This is a genomic window from Lysinibacillus boronitolerans JCM 21713 = 10a = NBRC 103108, assembly GCF_000772935.1.
GTDB classification, from domain to species: domain Bacteria; phylum Bacillota; class Bacilli; order Bacillales_A; family Planococcaceae; genus Lysinibacillus; species Lysinibacillus boronitolerans.
Genome location: NZ_JPVR01000073.1, coordinates 37,191 through 60,698, shown reverse-complemented (window position 1 = coordinate 60,698; position 23,508 = coordinate 37,191). Strand labels below are relative to the sequence as shown.

General features: G+C 38.9%; 19 protein-coding genes and 1 other RNA gene. 18 read left to right on the top strand and 2 right to left on the bottom strand.

Annotated elements, in window-relative coordinates; all coding sequences use genetic code 11:
• The first annotated feature begins 98 nt into the window (after positions 1-98).
• The 7 genes from CD31_RS10785 (at position 99) to CD31_RS10755 (ending at position 6,650) form a co-directional block, all read left to right on the top strand.
• Complete coding sequence (locus CD31_RS10785; RefSeq protein ID WP_036077568.1) at positions 99-1,523, top strand: tetratricopeptide repeat-containing diguanylate cyclase; 1,425 nt, start codon at positions 99-101, stop codon at positions 1,521-1,523.
• A gap of 318 nt (positions 1,524-1,841) precedes the next feature.
• A complete protein-coding gene (locus CD31_RS10780) occupies positions 1,842-2,324 on the top strand; it encodes a cell wall elongation regulator TseB-like domain-containing protein (protein WP_016994292.1) in 483 nt (160 codons plus the stop codon).
• 16 nt (positions 2,325-2,340) lie between these two features.
• Positions 2,341-3,534, top strand: a complete 1,194-nt coding sequence (locus CD31_RS10775) for a pyridoxal phosphate-dependent aminotransferase (protein ID WP_016994291.1) — start codon at positions 2,341-2,343, stop codon at positions 3,532-3,534.
• A gap of 28 nt (positions 3,535-3,562) precedes the next feature.
• A complete protein-coding gene (asnS, locus tag CD31_RS10770) occupies positions 3,563-4,858 on the top strand; it encodes an asparagine--tRNA ligase (protein ID WP_004232833.1) in 1,296 nt (431 codons plus the stop codon).
• A 77-nt stretch (positions 4,859-4,935) separates the two neighbouring features.
• Positions 4,936-5,664 (top strand): DnaD domain-containing protein, encoded by a 729-nt coding sequence (locus CD31_RS10765; protein WP_016994290.1) that lies wholly within the window; start codon positions 4,936-4,938, stop codon positions 5,662-5,664.
• 12 nt (positions 5,665-5,676) lie between these two features.
• Complete coding sequence (gene nth, locus CD31_RS10760; protein ID WP_036077565.1) at positions 5,677-6,339, top strand: endonuclease III; 663 nt, start codon at positions 5,677-5,679, stop codon at positions 6,337-6,339.
• Positions 6,336-6,650 carry a YpoC family protein gene (locus tag CD31_RS10755; RefSeq protein WP_016994288.1) on the top strand — a complete coding sequence of 105 codons (315 nt, stop codon included), beginning with the start codon at positions 6,336-6,338 and terminating at the stop codon, positions 6,648-6,650. Before nth ends, CD31_RS10755 begins: the two co-directional genes overlap by 4 nt.
• Positions 6,651-6,821: 171 nt before the next feature.
• Here CD31_RS10755 and CD31_RS10750 read toward each other — a convergent pair whose 3' ends face one another.
• Both CD31_RS10750 and recU read right to left on the bottom strand, forming a co-directional pair.
• On the bottom strand, positions 6,822-9,494 hold the full coding sequence (locus CD31_RS10750; RefSeq protein WP_036077563.1) for a penicillin-binding protein 1A: 2,673 nt from the start codon (positions 9,492-9,494) through the stop codon (positions 6,822-6,824).
• A 2-nt stretch (positions 9,495-9,496) separates the two neighbouring features.
• Positions 9,497-10,141 (bottom strand): Holliday junction resolvase RecU, encoded by a 645-nt coding sequence (gene recU, locus CD31_RS10745; protein ID WP_036077562.1) that lies wholly within the window; start codon positions 10,139-10,141, stop codon positions 9,497-9,499.
• A gap of 380 nt (positions 10,142-10,521) precedes the next feature.
• Here recU and CD31_RS10740 point away from each other — a divergent pair, with 380 nt between their 5' ends.
• The 11 genes from CD31_RS10740 to CD31_RS10695 all read left to right on the top strand — a co-directional run bounded on the left by CD31_RS10740 (position 10,522) and on the right by CD31_RS10695 (position 23,446).
• Positions 10,522-10,716, top strand: coding sequence for a hypothetical protein (locus CD31_RS10740; RefSeq protein WP_036077560.1), 195 nt, complete (start codon positions 10,522-10,524; stop codon positions 10,714-10,716).
• A gap of 209 nt (positions 10,717-10,925) precedes the next feature.
• Positions 10,926-11,309 carry a YppE family protein gene (locus tag CD31_RS10735; RefSeq protein WP_036077559.1) on the top strand — a complete coding sequence of 128 codons (384 nt, stop codon included), beginning with the start codon at positions 10,926-10,928 and terminating at the stop codon, positions 11,307-11,309.
• On the top strand, positions 11,284-13,551 hold the full coding sequence (locus tag CD31_RS10730; protein ID WP_036077557.1) for a DEAD/DEAH box helicase: 2,268 nt from the start codon (positions 11,284-11,286) through the stop codon (positions 13,549-13,551). Before CD31_RS10735 ends, CD31_RS10730 begins: the two co-directional genes overlap by 26 nt.
• A 153-nt stretch (positions 13,552-13,704) precedes the next feature.
• Positions 13,705-14,955: a ribonuclease H-like domain-containing protein gene (locus CD31_RS10725; protein WP_036077554.1), complete on the top strand. Its 1,251-nt coding sequence runs from the start codon at positions 13,705-13,707 to the stop codon at positions 14,953-14,955.
• Between the two features lie 124 nt (positions 14,956-15,079).
• On the top strand, positions 15,080-15,376 hold the full coding sequence (gene gpsB / locus CD31_RS10720) for a cell division regulator GpsB (protein ID WP_004269307.1): 297 nt from the start codon (positions 15,080-15,082) through the stop codon (positions 15,374-15,376).
• Positions 15,377-15,436: 60 nt separating this feature from the next.
• Positions 15,437-15,817, top strand: an RNA gene (rnpB, locus tag CD31_RS22980) — RNase P RNA component class B.
• A 492-nt stretch (positions 15,818-16,309) separates the two neighbouring features.
• Positions 16,310-18,055: a GGDEF domain-containing phosphodiesterase gene (locus CD31_RS10715; RefSeq protein WP_036077551.1), complete on the top strand. Its 1,746-nt coding sequence runs from the start codon at positions 16,310-16,312 to the stop codon at positions 18,053-18,055.
• 3 nt (positions 18,056-18,058) lie between these two features.
• Positions 18,059-19,195, top strand: coding sequence for a THUMP domain-containing class I SAM-dependent RNA methyltransferase (locus CD31_RS10710; protein WP_036077548.1), 1,137 nt, complete (start codon positions 18,059-18,061; stop codon positions 19,193-19,195).
• A gap of 85 nt (positions 19,196-19,280) precedes the next feature.
• Complete coding sequence (locus CD31_RS10705) at positions 19,281-21,188, top strand: ATP-dependent DNA helicase (RefSeq protein ID WP_036077545.1); 1,908 nt, start codon at positions 19,281-19,283, stop codon at positions 21,186-21,188.
• 256 nt (positions 21,189-21,444) lie between these two features.
• Positions 21,445-22,875: a sensor histidine kinase gene (locus tag CD31_RS10700; RefSeq protein WP_036077544.1), complete on the top strand. Its 1,431-nt coding sequence runs from the start codon at positions 21,445-21,447 to the stop codon at positions 22,873-22,875.
• Positions 22,868-23,446 carry an ANTAR domain-containing response regulator gene (locus tag CD31_RS10695; RefSeq protein WP_036077542.1) on the top strand — a complete coding sequence of 193 codons (579 nt, stop codon included), beginning with the start codon at positions 22,868-22,870 and terminating at the stop codon, positions 23,444-23,446. Before CD31_RS10700 ends, CD31_RS10695 begins: the two co-directional genes overlap by 8 nt.
• Positions 23,447-23,508 lie beyond the last annotated feature (62 nt).

Below are 23,508 nucleotides of genomic sequence, written 5' to 3'. Positions count from 1 at the left end.
TCTTACGAAAAAGGCGGACGAAGTGAATAAATATGTCTTATAATTGAGAAAGCACAAAGTAAACTGGATGATATGGGGCATGGAGAAGTGGTGAAACGGTGGAATTAACATTAGAAGAATTAAATAAAACGATAATGGAGATGCGCACAAAGGGGTATTTAACGGAAGCACTAAAGCTTGCTGATCAAGGTCTTTTAGTCGCATTAGAGAGCAATAACTATCCATATGCTATGGATTTGTACTATCAAAAAATATTAGTTCATCATTCTTTAGGTGACACATTAAGCATGGTCAGCCTAATTCATGAGTATGAGGCCATTTGTCAAGATTATGGTACGACAAAAGATTTAATGCAGTATCATTTAGTGATGTCCTTAATCTATGATTTAGTTGGCATCCGTGAAAAAACGGTAGAGATGACAAAAAAATCTATCGCCTATGCACAGGAGCTACAAGATCCTATCATGCTTGTTCGCTGTCATAATAATCTGTGCTATTTAGAGGTAGAGAAGGGCTGTACAAAGGAAGCACTTCAAGCGGGGCTATTAGCTAGAGCGTATAATAAATCCTTAGCTAGAACAATGCCTGATCTAGCAAAATTACATGATATTCGTATTAATAATAATTTAGCAGATGTGTATATTTTAGAAGGTGATTTTATAACGGGGAAGGCATTGCTGGACAGTACGTTATCTTCTGACATTATTCATCACCATAAACGAGAAAAGGTAGCGGCATTGTTTGGCTACGGTTTTTTATTTGAAAAGCAACAAAAGCTTGAAGAAGCCGTATTCTATTATAAACAAGCCATAGATCTTGCCCAATCTTATGGAGATAAGCCTATTACAAAAAAAGTGATGCGCTTACTCTTAAATGTATTGTATCAATTGGATTGGCGAGATGAAATTTTTGATGTACAGCGTGAATATATTGATCTCTCGGAAAAAATGAGTGTTGCAAATTTATTACAACAAGTAATGAATTTGGAATTTAAGCGACAAAAGGAAAAGCTTGAGAAAAAAGCGCATTATGATCCATTAACAGGCGTTTTAAATCGCCATTTTTTAGATTATGAGCTACAGGAATGGCTCAATGCAGCCGAAATAACGCAATCCTATGTATGTATTACGGTTTTGGATGTCGATTATTTTAAACTATTTAACGATACGCATGGTCATTTATTTGGAGATATGATTTTACAGCTTTTAGCTAACAGCTTGCAGGATTTTTTACAGGATGAAGATGTGAAAATTATTCGTTATGGTGGAGATGAATTCATCCTTTGTTTCAGGCATTCGCAAAAAGACTATATCAAAACATTGGTCCATAACACACATGCCTATTTGCTCTCATTAAAGCTCGAACAAGAACAGCAAAGCTATCCTTTACGTGTCAGTATGGGGGCTTGTGTGAATAATCAGAAAAACTATCAATACAAGGAGCTATTTGAGCAAGCAGATAGCTGTTTATATCAAGCAAAAGCGAATGGTCGTGCTAGCTGCGTGCTATACGAATTATCATAATGACAGATTCCTATTTACATAGCTAAATAGGAATTTTTCTTGTGAAAGGACCATGTTTTTTATCCCCAAAATGAGGCTTCTATGTGGTGGAATGAAATTTACTGTAGTCATCATTTGAAAACGTTGTTCTAGCAACGTACAATATATGAAATTAAGAAACACGACAGCACAAAATTGTTGTATAATGTTGTGGTATGAGGAAAGAAAGCAGGTTGACAAAATGGAAAGCAAAATGAATGGTTACACAGTTATAGACACACACATGCATCAGCTATGTGTTATGCCCAAACAGCTCGATGTGAAACATAAGGTGAATAGATGAAAAACTGGTTAATTTTCATTTCTGTCTTTATTGTTTCGTTGTCACTTGTCATTAGTATTTTAGTACTCTGGAAAGCCGAGGCTCCGTTCCGTTCAATTGAAGAGCAGGCTGAACAGTTGGCACTCGATGCCAAAGCCCTCGCAATTGTATCGGAGTCCTACACATATAATGGCAAACATTCGTATGTTACTGTGTTCGGGGTAGACGAATACGGTGATAAAAAAGCTGTCTTTGTTCCGACGAATCTAGACGAGGATTCCATTCAGGAAGTGTTATTAGAAGATGGTATTACGGAAAAGCAAGCATTATCGGTTTTTAAAAATGAAGGAAATGTACAAAAAGTCCTCCACATGAAATTAGGCTATGAGGAGCCTGGCGCAGTTTGGGAAATTACGTATCTGAACGACCACGACCAGCTCAACTATGTCTATATTTTGTTTAAGGATGGCGACTGGTGGAAGCGCATTACGAATTTATAAGAGGAGTAGATCCCGAATGAAAAATTTATTAGCAACACGTGTAAAAACTTTAACACCATCTTCAACATTAGCGATTACTGCAAAAGCAAAAGCATTGAAAGAGCAAGGTATTGATGTTATTGGTCTTGGAGCTGGTGAACCAGACTTTAATACACCTCAAAATATTTTAAATGCTGCCATTGATTCAATGGAAAAAGGATATACAAAATATACACCTGCTGGTGGACTTCCAGTTCTGAAAAAAGCCATTATTGATAAGCTTCAACGTGACAATAGCCTTGCCTATCAGCCAAATGAAATCATTGTTGGTGTAGGGGCAAAGCATATTTTATACACGCTATTCCAAGTGATTTTAAATGAGGGCGACGAGGTTATTATTCCAATTCCTTATTGGGTGTCTTATCCAGAACAAGTGAAATTAGCTGGCGGCGTACCAGTATATGTTGAAGGTACACGTGAACAAAGCTATAAAATTACAGCGGATCAACTGAGAGCAGCTGTGACAGACAAGACAAAAGCAGTGATTATCAATTCTCCTAGCAACCCATCAGGCATGATTTATTCTCGTGAAGAGCTAGCAGAACTTGCTGCTGTTGCAGAAGAAAAAGATATTTTAATCGTGTCAGATGAAATTTATGAGAAGCTTGTATACAATGGTATTGAGCATTTTTCAATTGCACAACTTTCTGATGCAGTGAAAGCACGTACAATCGTTGTAAATGGTGTGGCAAAATCTCACTCTATGACAGGCTGGCGTATTGGATATGCTGCAGGTGACGCAGACATTATTAAAGCAATGACTGACCTTGCATCACACTCAACATCTAATGCGACAACAACAGCACAATATGCAACTGTGGAGGCGTATAATGGCTCTCAGGATGCGGTAGAGGAAATGCGTCAAGCATTTGAATCTCGTCTTGAAAAAATTTACCCGCAGCTAAGTGCTATTCCTGGCTTCCATGTATTAAAGCCACAGGGTGCATTCTACCTATTACCAGACGTTGCAGAGGCTATGGCTCACACTGGCTATGATTCAGTAGATGCATTTGCTGCGGATATTTTAACAGAAGCAAACGTAGCAGTGATTCCAGGCTCTGGCTTCGGTACACCAACTACTATGCGATTATCTTATGCTACATCTTTAGACTTATTAGAAGAGGCAGTCCGTCGTATTGATACATTTGTAAAATCAAAATGGCAAGACTAATCCTTCTAGTCAACTTTGGAGGATTTCTATGAAAAAAATTATGATTAAAGATATGCCACAGCATATCGGTGAAACAGTCAAAATTGGCGCTTGGTTAGCCAATAAACGTTCAAGCGGAAAAATCGCGTTCCTACAGTTACGTGATGGCTCTGGCTTTGTACAGGGCGTTGTAGTGAAAGAAGAAGTAGGCGAAGAAATTTTTGCTACGGCAAAAGGGATGACGCAAGAAACTTCTATGTATGTGATTGGAGAGGTGAAAGCTGACGAACGTTCAAGCTTTGGCTGTGAGCTTGCTATAACTGGTATCGAGGTACTACATGCAGCAACAGATTTCCCAATCACACCAAAAGAACATGGTCCAGAATTTTTAATGGATAACCGTCATTTATGGCTACGCTCTCGTAAACAACATGCCATTATGAAAATTCGTAATGAAATTATTCGCGCTACATACGAATTTTTCAACAACAACGGTTTTACAAAAATGGACCCACCAATTTTAACAGGTTCTGCGCCTGAAGGTACTTCAGAGCTGTTCCATACAAAATATTTTGATGAAGATGCTTATTTATCTCAATCTGGTCAGCTTTACATGGAAGCGGCTGCGATGGCTTTAGGAAAAGTATTCTCATTCGGTCCAACTTTCCGTGCTGAAAAATCTAAGACTCGTCGCCATTTAATCGAGTTTTGGATGATTGAGCCTGAAATGGCATTCGTAGAATTTGAAGAAAATTTAGAAGTACAAGAGCAATATGTAGCGCACATCGTACAATCTGTACTTGCAAACTGCAAATTAGATCTTGAGCGACTTGGCCGTGATACTTCAACACTTGAAAACATTAAAGCGCCATTCCCTCGAATTTCTTACGATGATGCGATTAAGCTTTTACACGAACAAGGCTTCGACGATATTGAGTGGGGCGATGATTTTGGTGCGCCACATGAAACAGCGATTGCGAATTCATTTGACAAACCAGTATTTATTACTTGTTACCCAGTAGGCATTAAACCGTTCTATATGCAACCACACCCAGATCGTGATGATGTTGTATTATGTGCTGATTTAATTGCACCAGAGGGTTACGGAGAAATTATTGGTGGTTCTGAACGAATCCATGACTACGATCTATTAAAATCACGTCTGGAAGAGCATAACCTATCATTAGATGCCTATGCTTGGTATTTAGAGCTTCGCAAACATGGCTCTGTCCCGCATTCAGGCTTTGGTCTAGGGTTAGAGCGAACTGTAGCATGGATTTCAGGCACAGAGCATATCCGTGAAACAATTCCATTCCCACGTTTACTGAACCGCTTATATCCATAAGCTAATCAATTTAAAAGTCGCGTAGTGAACTATCTACGCGGCTTTTCTACTTACTTAAAGAAGGAGTCTGGAGAATAATGAACGTAAATAATCATCGACTCCGTACATGGACTGAGCAGAGAATGATTCCCATTCCTCAGCTTTTTTTTCAGTTTTATAAGGAGTTAAATATGGAGGATGAAGAGGCACTAATTGTCATGCACTTATTAGCCTTTCATATGGAGGAGAATGACTTCCCAACACCTAATGATCTAAAGAACCGTCTCACAATGTCTGACAATGACATTACATCACGTTTGCAGCGATTAATGCAAAAGGGTTTTCTTGAAATTACACGAGATGTTGATGCGGGTGGGAAGCTTTATGAAAAGTATTCCGTATACCCGCTATGGGAGCGCATTTTGCAGATGATCGATATGAAAGAGCAGCAACAAACGGCAGTGACACTTCAACAAGAAGAAGGGGAGATATTCCGTCTTTTTGAAGAGGAAATGGGTCGCCTTTTATCTCCTTTAGAACTTGAAAAAATCGGATGCTGGCTTGATGAGGACAAGCATAGTCCAGCACTCATCAAAGAGGCGCTAAAGGAGGCTGTCTTTGCTGGGAAACTGAGTATTCGCTATATTGATCGCATTTTATTAGAATGGAAAAAGAAAAATATTACAACACCACAAGCAGCACAAAAGCAAAGTGAACAGTTCCGTGAGAAACAGACCTTTAACAGAGCACCAGCTCGAACAGTTCAACAAGAAACACAATCAACGGGTAGAGTTCCTTTTTACAATTGGTTGGAAGAAAGAGAATAGGGGGCATCCAGTTTGTTAACGAAAAAACAGTGGGAGCATTGTCTAGAAGAAATGGATCGAATGTTTCCCGATGCACATTGTGAGCTCGTCCATGACAATGCTTTTGAGCTAACGATTGCCACATTATTATCTGCACAATGTACAGATGTACTAGTCAATAAAGTAACGAAAACCTTATTTCAAAAATATAAAACACCAGAAGATTATTTAGCTGTTTCTTTAGAGGAGTTGCAACAGGATATTCGCTCTATTGGCCTTTATCGCAATAAGGCGAAGAACATTCAGGCTCTATGTCAACGTTTACTAGATGAGTACGATGGCGAAATCCCTGCAACACGTGAAGCATTGGTGACATTACCAGGTGTAGGAAGAAAAACGGCCAATGTTGTGCTGTCAGTAGCCTTCGATATTCCAGCACTTGCAGTGGATACCCACGTGGAGCGAGTATCCAAACGCCTTGGGCTCTGTCGCTGGAAAGATTCGGTGCTTGAAGTGGAAGAAACGATTATGAAGAAAACGCCAATGGACAAATGGTCAAAAACACATCACCAATTAATTTTCTTTGGACGTTATCATTGTAAGGCCCAAAATCCTGGATGCCATACTTGTCCTTTACTCGACGATTGTCGTGAAGGGCAAAAGCGTTTAAAGAAAGGCCTGGTGAAGGAAGCATGAATAGTGAAGCCATTGCAAAAGACAAAGTAGATGCATGGTTTGCCCAATGGACTACACTACAAGCCGCTATCCATACAGCGCATGATGCCAGAAACGGTCTAGCAAAAGGGCTAATGGAAGAAGCTATTGAGCTATTTGAACAACTAGTGCAAGCTGCAGGCGATGAAGTGCTACCCATTAATGGGGTTGAGCGACTAGCCTTTATCAAAGCTAAGCCAGGTCAATATGCATGCTATCGTCAACTAGATGAGCTATTTAAAGAAACGAAAAAGCGCACAGCACGACTGCGGATTCAAGCTAGTAAAAGCTAGAGTAGATGGATAGGATAGGATAGGACGCGAAAAGTGGCGGATAGACTGTGTAGAGTGAAGGATAGAGTGTAAGAAGTGGCGGATAGAACGTCAAAACTGACGGATAGCCTCCTCAGATCCTTCATTAATAAAAAACCGAGAAGCAGTGAATGAACTGCTTCTCGGTTTTTTTTATTCTGAGCTTTGGTCTTCTTCATTTGGGTTGGTAGGCTCTGTAGGAGGTGTTGGCTGCTGATTACCATCATTATTGCCATTGTTTCCACCATTGCCGTTATTACCATGCCCATTGCCATTACCATTATTACCATTATTATTGTTGTTATTGCCGTTGTTGCCATTGCCATTATTGTGATTACCTTGATCATTGTCCTCTTGACCAGGATCAATCGGTAAATCAATATCTGGTTCATCTGGATCTTCCGTTTCCAAATCTTCCTCAGAGGTACTTGTAATCTGGAAGGTAGTTGTTCCAGGCTCACTGCGTGTGCCATCTACAATAGCTACGACAGAGATTGTATAATTACCATCTTCAAGCGTGTTGGCAACCGTTAAGCCTTTAGTATCTGCTGTGCCAAGGATAACCGTTTCTCCACCTTCACGTGTGGCAGAAACTTCAAATGAAGTTGGTAATGGTTCATCCGTTTCTGGATTTAGGATGGCATCATGTTCCCAAGAAATATTGATAGACTGTGCTCCTAAATCTAAGCTTGCTGAAACATTATAAGGTGTAGATAATTCTGGCGCCTCATATACCTCAGAAACCTCTGTTGGTTCAGTTCCGCGAACGAATAACTCTGTTTGACGTAGTTCGCTAGGTGTATAGTCACTTGCCAATCTTAAAGGATTAGAGCCTACTTCCACCGTTGCTTCTACAACAGTACTTGGCTTTTTAAAGCTAGCTGTCTCAACATTCGCTGAAATTTCTTGCATAATCGTCTTAAATAAGTTTTGTGGTAAACGACGTTCTTCCCACGTTGTAATTGGATCAAAGTGTTTTTCATAGCCACTCCATATAGCGATGGAATAGTTAGTTGTGTAACCAGCAAACCATGAATCTGGCACACTTGTATTTGGTAAATTATATTTGTTAAAGTCTTCTGCTGAATAGTTGGTTGTACCTGTTTTACCTGCGATATCTAAGCCAGGCACATTGGCAGCAGTTCCTGAAGCATCAGGCTTATTGCTGACTACATCACGTAGCATGTCTGTTACCATATAGGCCGTATAATCATTCATAGCCACTTTAGACTCAGGTGTATAGTTTTTAGACGTTTTACCATCACGATAAACAATTTTTGTAATCGAATGTGGATCTGTATAGACCCCGTTATTACCGAAAGCAGCATAGGAAGCTGCCATTTGAATAGGAGAGATAGTAATAGCACCACCGCCAATTGCATCTGACTCATAAAGGTTTTCTGTTTCAATTCCTAAACGTCCAACAAATTCCTTGGCTTTGTCAGTGCCTACCTCCTGTAATGTTTTGACAGCTGGAACATTTCGTGAAGCATATAATGCTTTACGTGCAGTCATAGCACCCATATATCTGCCATCCCAGTTTGTGATTGTTTGCTTTGTACCTGTATAATTCATTGGTTCGTCGACAAGTGTTTGACCTGTAGACCATTTTAAATATTCGATTGCTGGCCCATAGTCAACTAACGGTTTCATTGTGGAACCTGGTTGATTATTTGTTAAGTCCTCGGCATAGTTCCAGCCACGTTCTGCACCATATTTACGACCGCCACCAACGGCTTGAATGGCACCTGTTTTTGTATCAACAACCGCCACACCTGACTGAATATCTTCAGTTGGGAAATTACTATCATCATTCATCACATTTTCTACAACTTGTTGAGCATTTGGATCAAGCGTCGTATAGACTTTGATTCCTTCTGCCATTGCCGAACCGTCACCATTATTTTCTAATTCGTTAATAACAACATCTAGGAAGGCATCATATTTGGAACCTGCAAATGATTGTCGTGTTGCGTCATCCGCTAAACCTGATTGAACTTCTGCTTTCTTCGCTTCTTCCATTTCGGCTTTAGTAATTTTTCCATGTTGATACATTAAACCTAAAACAGTATTACGTCGTTTTTTAGCAAGCTCAGGGTTTTTTAATGGATTATACGCATTTGGTCGTTGCACTAACCCTGCTAATAATGCTTCTTCATCTAATGTTAAATCTTTTAATTCTTTACCATAGAAATATTGTGCGGCTGTGCCGAAGCCATAGATACGACCTGACATAAGCATTTTATTGAAGTACATTTCAAAAATTTCTTCTTTTGTATACTTACGCTCTAATTGGAAGGCAAGCCATGCTTCCTGTGCTTTACGCTTTAATTTCTTCTCGTTTTGTAAAAATGAGTTTTTGACTACTTGCTGTGTTAAAGTCGATGCACCTTGCGCACCAAAGCCATCACGGAAGTTTGCTAGAATAGCACCGCCTAGACGATAAAAATCCATACCATGATGCTCAAAAAAGCGTACATCTTCTGTAGCCAGAATAGCATTGATCATATCTTCAGGTATATCTTCATATTTTATATATTTACGGTTTTCAGCACCGATTGTTGCAAATAATTCACCGTTTTTATCGTAGAACTCTGAAGAAACAGGATCTTTCAGTAATTCTTCATCGAGCTCTGGAGCCGAGCTTGCATAGAAGGCAAATAATGCAGCTCCTCCGATTAAGCCTGCTACACCGATTGCTAAGACTGTTAAGAAAATGCGTTTAAACCATGACTTAGCCGATGAGGCTGGTTTCGTTTTTTTCTTTTTATTTTTTTCAGCGAGAGCTTTTTGATGCTCTCCACGTGTTCGACGACGTTCAGTCATTCTTATTTCTCCTCACTTTCAGACCCGTAGCATTTTGCATCAATCAATTGTTGGATGATGGGTAAATAATCGATACGCGGATAATAGCTCGTGGGAATTTCATATGCCTCTTCTTCGATGATCGAAAAGGGTATCGATTTACGATCGCCATTCTCCATTGCTTGCCAGGCCTTTTGTAAAACTTCATATGGCACAATAAAATATCGTTCATAAGCAGAAAAGCGAACGATAATAAAAGCCACACCATTTTGTTCCGTCACTTGCTGCATATGTGTCATTTGATGCTCATGAATATTTTTTAAGGGGAAACTCGTTTTGGAAGCTGTTTCCTTTGCATCAAAATCTATATAATGCCCATTCCAAACACCATTGTAGTCGGTTGTAGAGGGTGTTCGAAAATAAGCTTCACGAATGACAGCAGCACTTCGTGAAGGGTACTCTACTTTGACGATTTGCACAGGAACAGGTTTCTTATGAATGATAGCAAGTCGCCTTTTTATATAATAGTCGTTTGCTTCATTAATTTCATCTTCTAGCGTCTTCCCACGATTACTAAAAGATAAATCTTTGTTTTTGCTCTTTTTTTCTGTTTTCTGTACAGAAGCATTTGGGGTATACAATTTCCCGTTTGGATAACGAATTGTCATTAAGCTCACCCTTTACCTTACTGCTTTTCTATCCACTAGTTTACCATGTTTTAATAGCGGTTCTCTACCTCCATCAGTCATGAAATTGTTACTAGAATAGTAGAAAACAGATGGTAAGTATAAATAATTTGCGTCGAAAAATCGCCAGCTTCATTATTACTCAAATCGTCAAAATAACTGATAAATTTAAGTAGGTCATTGGGATGAAAATATACTCACACAGTGACCTTTCATTCATGACGATTTTTTTGGTGGGAGGTTCGCTCTTAAAATTTTATCGAAAATCTTCTTCTTTCAGCTAACTTACGCTTATTTTGTCACGTATGAAGGTAATTCTATACATACGAGGAATACTAAAGTAAAGCAAAGGAGGCGTTATTTTGAACAAGTTAGAACAATTAGTTGCGCAGTTAGATCTGGTCAATCAATTACTTTTCACGAGAGTGTCACTGGAAAACAATGCTCATCGTTTGCATTTTTTTATGCAGCTCAAAGCGGTTAGCCAGAAAGTAAGCTTAGCAGAAAAGAACTGGCAAGTAAAGAATGCTTGTTCGCCTATTAGTAGTGAAAAATGATAGACTTTGGTACACTTATCTCATAGCAATTGAAGTAACGCAATAGCATGAAGAATGATACAATATTTGCCATAATGCTGTGGTAAATAGGTGTCATCAGCAGTGATATTTCCATAGCTGAAGTGGTGGACAAGACATACTCACCATGTATATGCCATCACTACGAAATATATTTGCTATTTGTAATTGATGAGAGATGAGGTGCAAAATTGTTAGTTATCCAGCAAACATCCAAATTAATAGATGAATGTGATCAATGCGTTTCCCGGTTTTGGCAAATGCGTGAGGAAGATCGAACACCTGATTTTTTTCAAGAGGTAAAGCCACATGCAGATGAAATCCATCAACTTTTGAAGGAATGGCAGCAAGAAGCCAATACATGGATTCAAAAAAATCGACCGAAATACATGCATACGCAACAAATTGCTTCAGCCGTAGAGTCGATGGAGCAATTTGTTGTGCAATCTTTTTATAAAGAAACGAGTAAAAAACGTTTTTTAGATGCGATTCATTCTACTTCCTATACATTGAAAATATTTGAACGATTAGTAAAGGAGGCAGTAACGGATGCTATCGAAGAAACGAACGATTAGTGAGCTTTTACAAGAGTGGAGATATGATGAAGAACTAAAAGAGCGTATCCTGCACTGGCAAACATTAGAAGGTCGCCCAGCTAACTATGCACCTTTTCCGAGGAGTTTACATCCGTCATTAGTGAAAGCCTTACAGGCACGTGGTATTGAGCAGCTTTATACACATCAGCGAGAGGCTTTTGATTTGGCGCAGAGTGGTACGTCTTTTACTGCGGTGACACCAACTGCTTCCGGTAAATCCTACTGCTATCATCTACCAGTGCTACAAAAAATAATGGAAGATAAAAATGCGCGTGCCATTTATTTATTTCCAACAAAGGCACTGGCACAGGACCAGAAAAATGATTTGAATGAACTAATCGAGCAAAGTGGTGAGGAGATTTTAAGCTATACCTATGATGGAGATACGGCTCCAGGTATTCGCCAAAAGGTTCGTAAGGCCGGGCATATCGTCATGACGAATCCAGATATGCTTCATTCGGGGATTTTGCCGCATCATACAAAATGGGTTTCACTCTTTGAAAATCTACAATATATCGTGATTGATGAATTGCATACATACAAAGGTGTGTTTGGTTCCCATGTGGCGCATGTTATTCGGAGATTAAAAAGAATTTGTGACTTTTATGGTAGTAAGCCTGTGTTTATTTGTACATCAGCTACCATTAAAAACCCTAAAGAGCTTGCTGAGCTGTTAACGAATGAATCACATATGCTCATTGCTGATTCGGGCGCTCCAGTTGGTAAGAAAACCTTTCTTTTTTACAATCCGCCGATTATTCATAAAACATTTGGCGTGCGTAGAAGTGCAGTATTAGAGGTTAGTGATTTAGCTAAAAGGCTGTACACGGCCGGCATTCAATCCATTATTTTTGCCAAAAGTCGGGTACGAGTAGAAATGATTGTAACCTATTTAAAGGAACTGACACGTAATAAGCTACTCGATGAATCTGTACGTGGCTATCGCGGGGGGTATCTACCATCTGAGCGACGTGTCATCGAAAAAGGCTTGCGTGATGGGACGATTCAAACAGTAGTTAGCACCAATGCATTAGAATTAGGTGTCGATATCGGTCAATTACAAGCATGTATTATGACCGGTTATCCAGGAAATATTGCGAGTGCTTGGCAGCAAGCAGGACGTGCAGGGAGACGTCAGGATGAGGCATTGATTATTTATGTTGCGCAATCTTCGGCATTGGACCAGTATGTGGTCAATCATCCACTATTTTTACTAGGCAGTACACCAGAGGAAGCACGTATTTATCCAGAAAATATGCTGATTTTAATGGATCATTTGAAATGTGCCGCCTTCGAGCTACCTTTCTCAACAGGCGATACGTATGGAGAATATGACATACAGGAATTGCTGGAGTATTTAGCAGAGGAAGGGGTAGTATTTAAGACAAGTGATAAATGGCATTGGATGAGTGATCGTTTCCCGGCACATGATATTAGCTTACGTTCAGCGTCACAGGAAAATGTAGTCATTATTGATCTTACCATTCCTGCACAGACAAAGGTTATTGGTGAAATGGATCGTCATAGTGCCATGACACTCTTGCATGAAGAAGCTATTTACTTACACCAAGGTATTCAATTCCAAGTAGAGAAGCTTGACTGGGAGGAAAAGAAAGCCTATGTACGTGAAGTAGATGTAGATTACTATACAGATGCCAATCTAGCCGTTGAAATGAAAGTTTTAGAGGAAGATCGTAACCGTTCATATGCGGGCGGTACGATTTGCTTTGGCGATGTTGGCTTAGTTGCACAAGCAACGATTTTCAAGAAAATACGCTTTGGCACACATGACAATATTGGCTCAGGACCTATACATTTGCCACCAGATGAAATGCATACAAGTGCTTCGTGGCTATCGTTTACAGCACCAGATAAATGGACTGAGGAAGAGCTAACAGATGCTATGACTGGCGTAGCCTATGCGATGAACGCCTTCATTCCTTTATTTATCCAATGTGATAGTAGTGATGTAGCCGTTGTACCGCAGGTGAAGGCTACACATAATGAGCAGCCAACGTTTTTTGTCTATGATAAGTATCCTGGTGGCATCGGCTTAAGTGAAAAGGTATATGAACTATGGGAAGAGCTAATCATGAAAACATATGAGCATGTCGCAAATTGTGCATGTGAATCAGGCTGTCCTTCCTGTATTGGGGCACAAGAATCATTGCTTCAAACAAAAGGGAAGGTAGCTAAATTACTGCAACAATTAATGGCTTAGCAAACAGAGGGTGAAGAACGCGAAATGGTTCTTCCGCCCTCTTATTTGTATTCATGGTAAGTCGAGGCGAAGAATATTTTGAATGAGGTTAACAATCATGTTACTCTTGCAAAAGAGATGTCTTATACTATAAGCAGAAAATGAGTGAAATTCATGTCTTACGAAAATAAAATATTACAAATGAAAAAAATGCTTGGAAAAAAACCAGTGACTGCTAAACAGAAAGTTGAAGAACCTGCGTTCCAAAAACCTGCTAGGCCGAGCTATACAGAGCAATGGAAACGAGCAGGACTAACTGTTGTTGAAAATGATTTTGGCATCGTCTTTAAGCGTCAAGTAAGCTATCCGTTTAGCTATCAGCATGGTCACTATCAGCTAAATACATTCTTTGAAGCCCTGAAAAAATGGCAAGATGCTGAGTTTGATCATCCTTATGCGCTCGATATGGGGGAGTCTGTATTATTTTTTGATACGGAAACAACAGGTTTAAAGGGCGTTGGGACTCATATTTTTTTGCTTGGATTTTTAGAGGTAGCTGAAGAATCCTTCATCCTCACACAATATATTATGGCAGATCCAGCACATGAAGCAGCCTTCTTGTTTGAATCCAAGCTTTGGCAAAAGTCGGCTACCGTGATTACCTATAATGGGAAAAGCTTTGATTGGCCACAGCTTGAAACACGATGGACATTGCATCAAAAAACTTTACCCAAATTACGCTCGCAGCGACAGATCGATTTGTTGCATAGTTCGAAGCGTTTATGGAAAAATGATATGGAGCGCTTAAAATTAAAATCTGTCGAGGAAGAAAAGCTTGGTTTTTCGCGTAAAGGGGATATCCCAGGCCATCTCGCACCTATTATTTATTTGGATGCTGTAAAAAGTGGCGTACCTGATGCACTTATGAAGGTATTGCATCATAATGAGTGGGATTTACTATCACTAATCACACTGTATAGTCATTCTACGTATTTATTGTTTGAGCAGGACCAGGAAGAATCGGCAAAAACTTTCACCAACATCGGGAAATGGTATGGTGATTTAAGAGAAAGCACACAAAGTGTGAGGGTTTTAGAAAAAGTGACATCGAAATTTGATGCACTAGAAGCGGGCCATGCTCAATATTATTTAGCAATACAGCACAAAAAGAATAAACGCTACAGTGAAGCTATTGACTCATTCGTGGCCTCTCTTCATTTTGTTGAAGCAAGAACAAAGTTACATGCCCTTGAGCAGCTAGCCATACTTTATGAGCACCAAATGAAGGATTATGAGCAGGCCCTTTATTATACGCAAGAAGGCATACGTCTCATTCAAGATCATGAGCAATGGAGAGCAGAACAAAAACAAAAATGGGAAATTTCTTGGGAAAAGAGACTACGCAGATTAGGAAATAAGAAATAAATTCCTAGGTAAGCGCATGAAACGACAAGTTTAGCCTTACAATTAGTGTTTTCAGACGATATAATGTGATGAAGTATGCTATTATAATGTATATGTGTATGTAGTGTGAGGAAGGGCGATGTGAATGGACATTAAATTAACGTCAAAAATGATCCTTGAAAAGGAATTTAAAAAGAACTTTAAAGGCTACAATGTAGAAGAAGTAGATTCTTTTCTTGATGAAATTATTCAAGACTATGAAACGTTTGAAAAAGTGGTGGCCCAACTACGTGAAGAAAATAGACAATTAAAAGAAGAAATTGAAAGCACACCTAAGAGACAACCTGTTGCTTCAGCGGCAGCTGGTACAACGAATTTTGATATTTTAAAACGTCTTTCTAATTTAGAAAAACATGTATTTGGTAGCAAGCTGTACGAATAATTTTAGTCAATTATATTGTATTTAACATAAAACTCTAGTATAATCTTTCGTATCATCACAAAATTCTGGTAATCGCTGCGGCGCTAGACGTCGTAGAGGAAAGTCCATGCTCGCACGGTTCTGAGATGACCGTAGTGTTCGTGCTTACTGAAAAAATAAGGTAAGGCAGCTATTAAGGCTGACGGCGGAAGGAAAACCTAAGTCCTCTGGATATGGTTGACACTTCCTGAAAGTGCCACAGTGACGAAGCTTGCTTGGAAACTTGCAAGGTGGAACGAGGTAAACCCCACGAGTGAGAAACCCAAATTATGGTAGGGGCACTCTCTAGAAGGAATTGAACGGATAGAGGGACAGAGTTTGCTCTGTAGATAGATGATTACCACCCGATCGTACGAGGCGCAAGCTGTTTGAGTACTCGGGAACAAAACATGGCTTATGGAATTTTTTGATGCTTATCTACGAAATAACAAGCGCTCTCCAACTCGGTGGAGAGCTTTTATTTTGAATTCATGAGGAAAAAGTAACCTTGTTAATCAAGTCTTGGTATGCGCTATACGTTTGAGAAGTATCGCTACCGCTTCTAAGTCACAACATCTGAAAACGGTTATCGCATCAATGTGATGTATTGATCTTGACTGCTCACATATTTTGTAATGTAAGCAAATGCGCCAGGTATCCAGGACAAACAGTTCTTTAAATGATTTATCATTTTAGATGATGTAGTGCTACCTGTTCATCAAGAGATTGCCTTAGGCGATTGTCACAGATTTACGTGAGACGCTTTTCGAGCTAGTTCGAAAAATCTGGACGCATTCATTGCGCGAAAGAGAAGCGTCAGTGACAATTACGCCGAGCGTAATAGATTACATAGTGGTTGGCCTGACGAAATGCCCTTCTGAGGGGGAGTATAGAGAGATAGGATGGAGCGGAAACATGAACGGAGTAAACAATTGGGAAAGTACGGATAAACTGAAACTGATATCTAAATATCCGACTACCTTAATACTTAAAATCTTCGAAAATGTATCTGAAGGTATCATGATTACTGATGAATACAAAAAAATAGTAATGGTTAATCCTGCCTTTGAATTTGTGACAGGCTATACATGTGATGATGTGGTTGGCAAAACGCCAGCCGTTTTACAATCTGGTGTACATGAATTGCCGTTCTATTTAGAGATGTGGGAGCAGATACGACAAGAAGGCATTTGGCAAGGTGAGATATGGAATCGTCGTAAAACTGGAGACGTATATCCTGAATGGTTAACAATTGTTTGTGTAACCAACGATGAGGGTGAGGTTACAAATTACTGTGGTATTTTCACAGATTTGTCTGAAAGAAAAATAGTAGAAAATGAATTAGAAAAGCGTTTGCTCACGGATTCATTAACAGATGTATCCAATCGTTTTGCCTATATCGAAAGAATGGATAATCTTTTGGAATCGACTTCTGCTATTTCTCATTCAGTGCAGCATGCGATCTATTTCTTAGATTTGGATCGATTTAAGCAAATTAATGATACATTAGGCCATGCTGTTGGAGATTCAATTTTAATAGAAGTAGCAAATCGACTAAAAAAATTACTGAAAAATAAAGATATTATTGCAAGATATGGCGGAGATGAATTCGTCATTACATTAACCAATGTGAAAAATGTGAAAGAGGCTGCAAAATTCGCTGAACAAATTATTAGTAGTATTGAACAGCCAATGATGATAAATGATCAGGAAGTTTTTATTTCTACAAGTATTGGTATTAGTGTTTATCCAGTTGATAGTAAGAACACAGAAGAACTAATCAATTGTGCAGATAGAGCAATGACGTATTCAAAAAAGAATGAATTGAACGGCTATTCCTTTTATTTTGATGAGCTGCAAACAGACGCACAACGAGTGCTATTGCTAGATTCTGAGTTAAGAAGAGCAATAGAAAACCGTGAATTTGAACTATATTTTCAGCCAAAGATTGCTATGGAAAATGAGCAGATTCAAGGTTTAGAAGCACTAGTCCGCTGGAATAGCGAGAGGCTAGGCTTTGTGTCGCCTGCGGAGTTTATCACTTATGCGGAGGATACAGGTCTAATCATTCCATTAAGTGAGCTCATTATTGAAAAAGCATGTGAGGCAGTCATTCAAATGCAACAATATGGTTGGAAAACACCTGTCGCCATTAATATCTCGAGCATTCACTTTAAACAGCAGAATTTTTTGGAGTCGATACAAACAATATTAGAGCGCTATAATATGCCAGCTAACAATTTTGAAATAGAAGTGACAGAGCGAACGGTGATGAACAGTGCCAATGAGACTGTCAGTAAATTGGTTCGTTTAAAACAATTAGGCTTTAAAATCTCAATCGATGATTTTGGGACAGGCTATTCGTCCTTAAGCTATTTAGTTCGCTTCCCATTAGATTGTTTAAAAATTGATCGTAGCTTTATTCAGCATATTGGATCACTCGATGAAAAACAGGCAGTTGTAGATGCTATTATTCAAATGTCCCATCGCCTAAAAATGAAAGTTGTTGCTGAAGGTGTAGAACAAGCACAACAAGTGGATATACTACGTAAAATGAACTGTGATATTATCCAAGGCTATTATTACAGCAAACCACTCCCGTTAAACGAATTGATGGAGTTTATGGAGTATTGGGAAATTGAGCATCAAGGAAGGAAATAATTTATGGCAAACTATCAATTAGTAGCTACGTCAGCAATGGGCTTAGAAGCTATTGTGGCACAAGAAGTAAAAGCACTTGGCTATGAAACAACCGTTGACAATGGCAAAGTATATTTTGAAGGTGATGAAACGGCGATTGCTCGTACCAATTTATGGCTACGTGTAGCGGATCGTGTAAAGATTGTCGTTGGGCAATTCCCAGCAAAATCGTTTGAACAATTATTTGAAAGTGTGAAGGCACTCCCTTGGGAGAAGTATTTACCAGTGGACGCTGCTTTTCCTGTTTCAGGAAAGTCCGTAAAATCGAAACTATTTAGTGTACCTGATTGTCAAGCCATTACCAAAAAGGCAATCGTTGAGCGAATGAAACAGCATTATAAACGACTTGGCTTTTTAGATGAATCTGGAGCGACTTACAAAATTGAGGTTTCAATTTTAAAGGATGTGGCGACACTAACGATTGATACATCTGGTGCTGGCCTACATAAGCGTGGCTATCGTCAGGCACAAGGTGAGGCACCATTAAAAGAAACATTAGCTGCTGCACTTGTACAAATTTCAAAATGGAATCCAAATCGTCCGTTTGTTGACCCATTCTGTGGCTCTGGTACTATTACATTGGAAGCGGCGATGTTTGGACAAAACATAGCTCCAGGCTATAACCGTGAATTCATTTCTGAGGACTGGCCATGGATGAAAGCTGCAATCTGGGATATGGTTCGTGATGAAGCAGAGAGTTTAGCGAACTATGATCAGCCATTAGAAATAATTGGCTCCGATATTGATCACCGCATGGTCAGCATTGCACAAGAAAACGCAACGGAAGCAGGCTTTGGAGAGTTAATCACGTTTAAGCAAATGCAAGCACGTGATTTTACAACACAGTTAACGGATGGCGTCATGATTGGAAACCCGCCGTATGGAGAACGTATTGGTGATGTGGAAGTCGTGGAACAGGTGATCCGCGATGTTGGGAAGGTCATGAAAAACTATCCAACTTGGTCTGTATATATGCTATCCTCCATGAAGAATTTTGAAGAATTATATGGACGCCAAGCGACGAAAAAGCGTAAATTATTTAATGGTTTTATTGAAACAAATTATTATCAGTTCTGGGGTCAAAAGTCTAAAAGAGATTAACGAATAGTAACGGAAGATAAGATTTTTTCTTATCTTCCGTTTCGTCGCGTATAATAGCACCAGATAGTTAGAGGGGGAACACTAATTGCGTAAATCTTTACCATTTGCATTATCAAAGGACCGTTCATTTTTCGATTCATTAGGTGACTGGATGGGCGATGTTCTTTATGATGAATTACCAGAAAAGGGCTTTGAATGCCGTGATGAGCAAATCTTTATGGCTTATCAAATAGAACAAGCACTAAAAGAAAAGAATGTTCTTTTTGCAGAGGCAGGAGTGGGAACTGGCAAAACGATCGCTTATTTGCTTCCAGCCATTTCCTATGCACGCTACACAGGGAAACCTGCGTTGATTGCTTGTGCAGATGAAACATTAATCGACCAACTTGTAAAAGAGGGGGGCGATATTTATAAACTCCAAAAAACGTTAGGACTTGATATTGATGTTCGTCTAGCAAAATCGAGAGATCAGTATTTATGCTTAAAACGCTTTGAGGAAGCAGAAAAAGTGGAGTCGGATGAATGGATTGACGATATTGCCTTTTCTATCCCTGATGGTGTTTATGCACAGGGTTCGATGATTGCTGTTCATCCATATGGGGAACGCAGTGATTATCCAACTGTCAGTGATGAGGATTGGCAAAAGGTTAATTACAATTCGATTATGCAATGCTCGGTTTGTGATCTTCGTAATCGCTGTGGGCAAACATTGCATCGCTCTCATTATCGAAAATCAACTGATCTTGTTATTTGTTCACAAGATTTTCTAATGGAGCATTTGGCTACAAAGGAATCTCGTGAGCGTGAAGGTCAGCTAGCATTACTGCCTGAGGTATCAATGATGGTGCTGGATGAAGGACATTTATTGGAGTATGCTGCGCAAAAAGCGATGACCTATAAAGTACAGGCAACGACCATTGTGCAATTACTGGAGCGCTTGATGGTAGATGGTGTACGCGAGCGCACACTGTATGCAATGGAGAAATTACAGGATGATCATGAACTATTTTTTGATCAACTTCGTGATGATATCGTCGCTTCTAATGAAGATCGCAAACGCATAAACAAATCAAAAACATTGCTCGCTTACGGGAAGCAGTTAATTGATGATGTAGAAACATTGATGGAGGAATTCGTTTTTGAATCAGAAATGTACATGATTCCTGAATATGAGCTAAATATGGCGGAAGAATATTTAGAACAATATGAGGCTTCATTGCGTATTTTCATCGCACAGGGAGATGCAGTAGATTGGTTAGAGGAAACAGATGGTGAAGAAACGCTCGTCATTATGCCTCGTTTAATCACAGAAGTTTTAGCAGAAAAATTATTCTCTAAAAAGCTTCCAATCGTCTTTTCTTCTGCCACGTTATCGGTCAATAAAGACTTTTCTTATATTGCCTATAGTTTAGGAATTCGAGATTACCAATCATTTTCTGTACCATCCCCATTCGACTATGAAGAGGTTATGAAAATCTATTTACATGAGCTTACACAGCGAGACAAAACAGCGCGTGTTCAGCAGTTGCTGCGTGATGGCGAGCAAACGTTAATTTTATTTAAATCGAAGCAAGCCATGCTAAACTTCAAGGCGGAATTACCGCTAATGGAACGTATGTATGTAGCATTTGAGGGAGATCGAGAGCTATCAGCCATTGTTCGAGACTTCCAGCAAGGAACAGTTAAAACATTATGTTCATATCATTTATGGGAAGGGTTAGATTTGCCTAAGGAAGCATTAACGCGTGTGATTATTTATGATTTACCGTTTCCTCCACAGGACCCATTATTTGATGCGAAACGTACATTTGCCGAAAACCCATTTGAAGAGGTGGAGCTACCTTTCATGCAATTACGCTTGCAGCAAGGGATGGGGCGTTTAATTCGGACATCGAATGACCATGGTGATATTCACATATTATTAAATGAAGATGAACAAAAACAGCGTGCAGCCTTTGAAAATATAGTAGCAGTTGTTCCAGAAATCAAGTAGAAAAAAGCGAGTTTACCCAAAAGGTAAGCTCGTTTTTTGCTATTTTAAAATAACATTATGTGCGTAGTTAAATTATGGTTCTTTAAAAAACTGTTGAATATTTCTCTTTTAAGCTATATAGTTCTTTGTAATGCAACGAAATCTTGTGGAAGAATATATTTTTTGTATTGAAAATAATTTCACAAAAGGTTTATAATAATGACAAAGATTTTTAAGAATAGTCAATTTGCTTGCTGACTATTCCTTGATAGGGGGCTTGAACCTGTCGAACATTCAATCATTGTGTAGAAAATATACAAATCTATCGGCAACGGATATTGACAAGTTAATAGAAATAGAGGCTACGCTAACGTATTATGCTGAGTTGACTGATTGTTACATGTTCATAGATTGCTTGTTGGAGAATTTACTGCATGCAATCGTTGTGGCAGAGGCATTCCCAAAGAAAGAGATTGGTTTATACGAAAAATCAGTTATCGGAAAATTCGTATTTGAAAGTTTTGAACCAGCCGTATTTGCTGCGTTTAAACATAAAGAAAAATCATCCATTTCCAGAGCAATTACGCAGGAAGGCATTACGGTGGAGCAAAATGTCATTCCCATTTTTAATGAGCAGCAGCAAGTAATTGCTGTATTGATTCAGGAAAAAATGGTGAAGATGCAAACGACACCGAAGGATGATTTTCAGAATATGCCTTTTGCATTAATTGAGCATATTGTTGAACCAAATTCTCAACCGATTCCAGTTGTTTCTGATTTACTCGTAGAGTCGATTATTCTCACAAATCACGAAAATAAAGTGATTTATAGTAATCCTGCTGGCTATCATTTTATTTCAGAGCTATCTGGATTAGAAAATTTTGACAATGTAGCATTGGATAAAATCTTACCTTTTTTACAGGAGGTCTATGATAAAGGCGACGATGTCTTTTTCCTTGAAATTACGATTGATCGTAAATCCTTTATTGTGAAGAAAATTCCAATTCGCAGTCATAACGAGAAAGTCACACTACTCATTATTCATGATCTAACAGAGCTTAAGCTGAAAGAAAATGAGCTAATGATGAAAACATTTGCGATAAGAGAAATTCACCACCGCGTGAAAAACAATCTTCAGACAGTGACAAGTCTATTACGTTTGCAAATGCGCAATGAGCTGTCTGCTTCGAATGCAAGTGCTTTTCAAGAGGCATTAAATCGAATCTATAGTATTTCATCGGTTTATGAGCTAATTTTAGAAAATGAAGATAACGCGGAAGAAAGAGTAGACGTTATCGCTTTAGCTAAAAAAATTGGTCATAAAATGATTGATACGTCTAATACAGCAACTATTCAACTAGCCTTTCATCATGAAAATTTGCGGGTATTCTGCCATTCAAAAAAGGCAGTCTCTTTAGCACTCATTATTTGCGAGCTACTGCAAAATGCATTAAAGTATGCGTTTATCGGACGTGATGAAGGAATCATCGATATTCAATTCATTCAGGAAGATTCTACAATTTCGCTTCATATTTCTGACAACGGCGTTGGAATGCAAGAGGTGAAGGCATCTTTTGGTATGGAGATTATCACAAGGCTTGTAGAATATGATTTAGCTGGCTCATTTTCAATTATCCCTAGTAATGAAGGTACACATACTCAGATTCAGTTCCCTGTAAGTGAGGAGGTATTTATCGTAAATGACTAGGAAAGTTATGATTGTCGAAGATGAATCACTGATTGCGATTGATTTGAAGTTTATGTTAGAAGATAACGGCTACGAAGTTGTAGCTCAAGCGAACAATGGAGAAACTGCCATTGAATTAGCCTTTTTACATAAACCACAGTTAATCTTAATGGATATTAAAATGCCTAAACTTGACGGTTTAAAGGCAAGTAAAATTATTGAACAACAGCTTGGTATACCTGTTCTTTTCATCTCGGCATATAGTGAAAAAGAATTGTTGCTATACATGAAGCAGGATAATATATTAGGATATGTAATGAAACCGTTTTCTGAAAAAAATGTTTTGCCTGTGCTAGAGGTTGCTTTTCATCAAATTGATAAATTCAACCGTCTCAATGGGGAGATCTTGCATAAGCAAACACAATTAGATAAGCGAAAAGTCATTGAACGAGCGAAGGGCTTGCTGATGCAGGCTGAAAATATAAGCGAGGACGAGGCTTACCGTAAGATTCGCAATGAAAGTATGCAAACACAACAGGAAATGGTGCAGATTGCACAGCAAATTATTAACAACTTACAAGTCAATAGTTGAAGCAAAGGCGCTTTAAAGAGATTTCTTCTTTAAAGTGCCTTTTTTTATATAAATTTATAAAT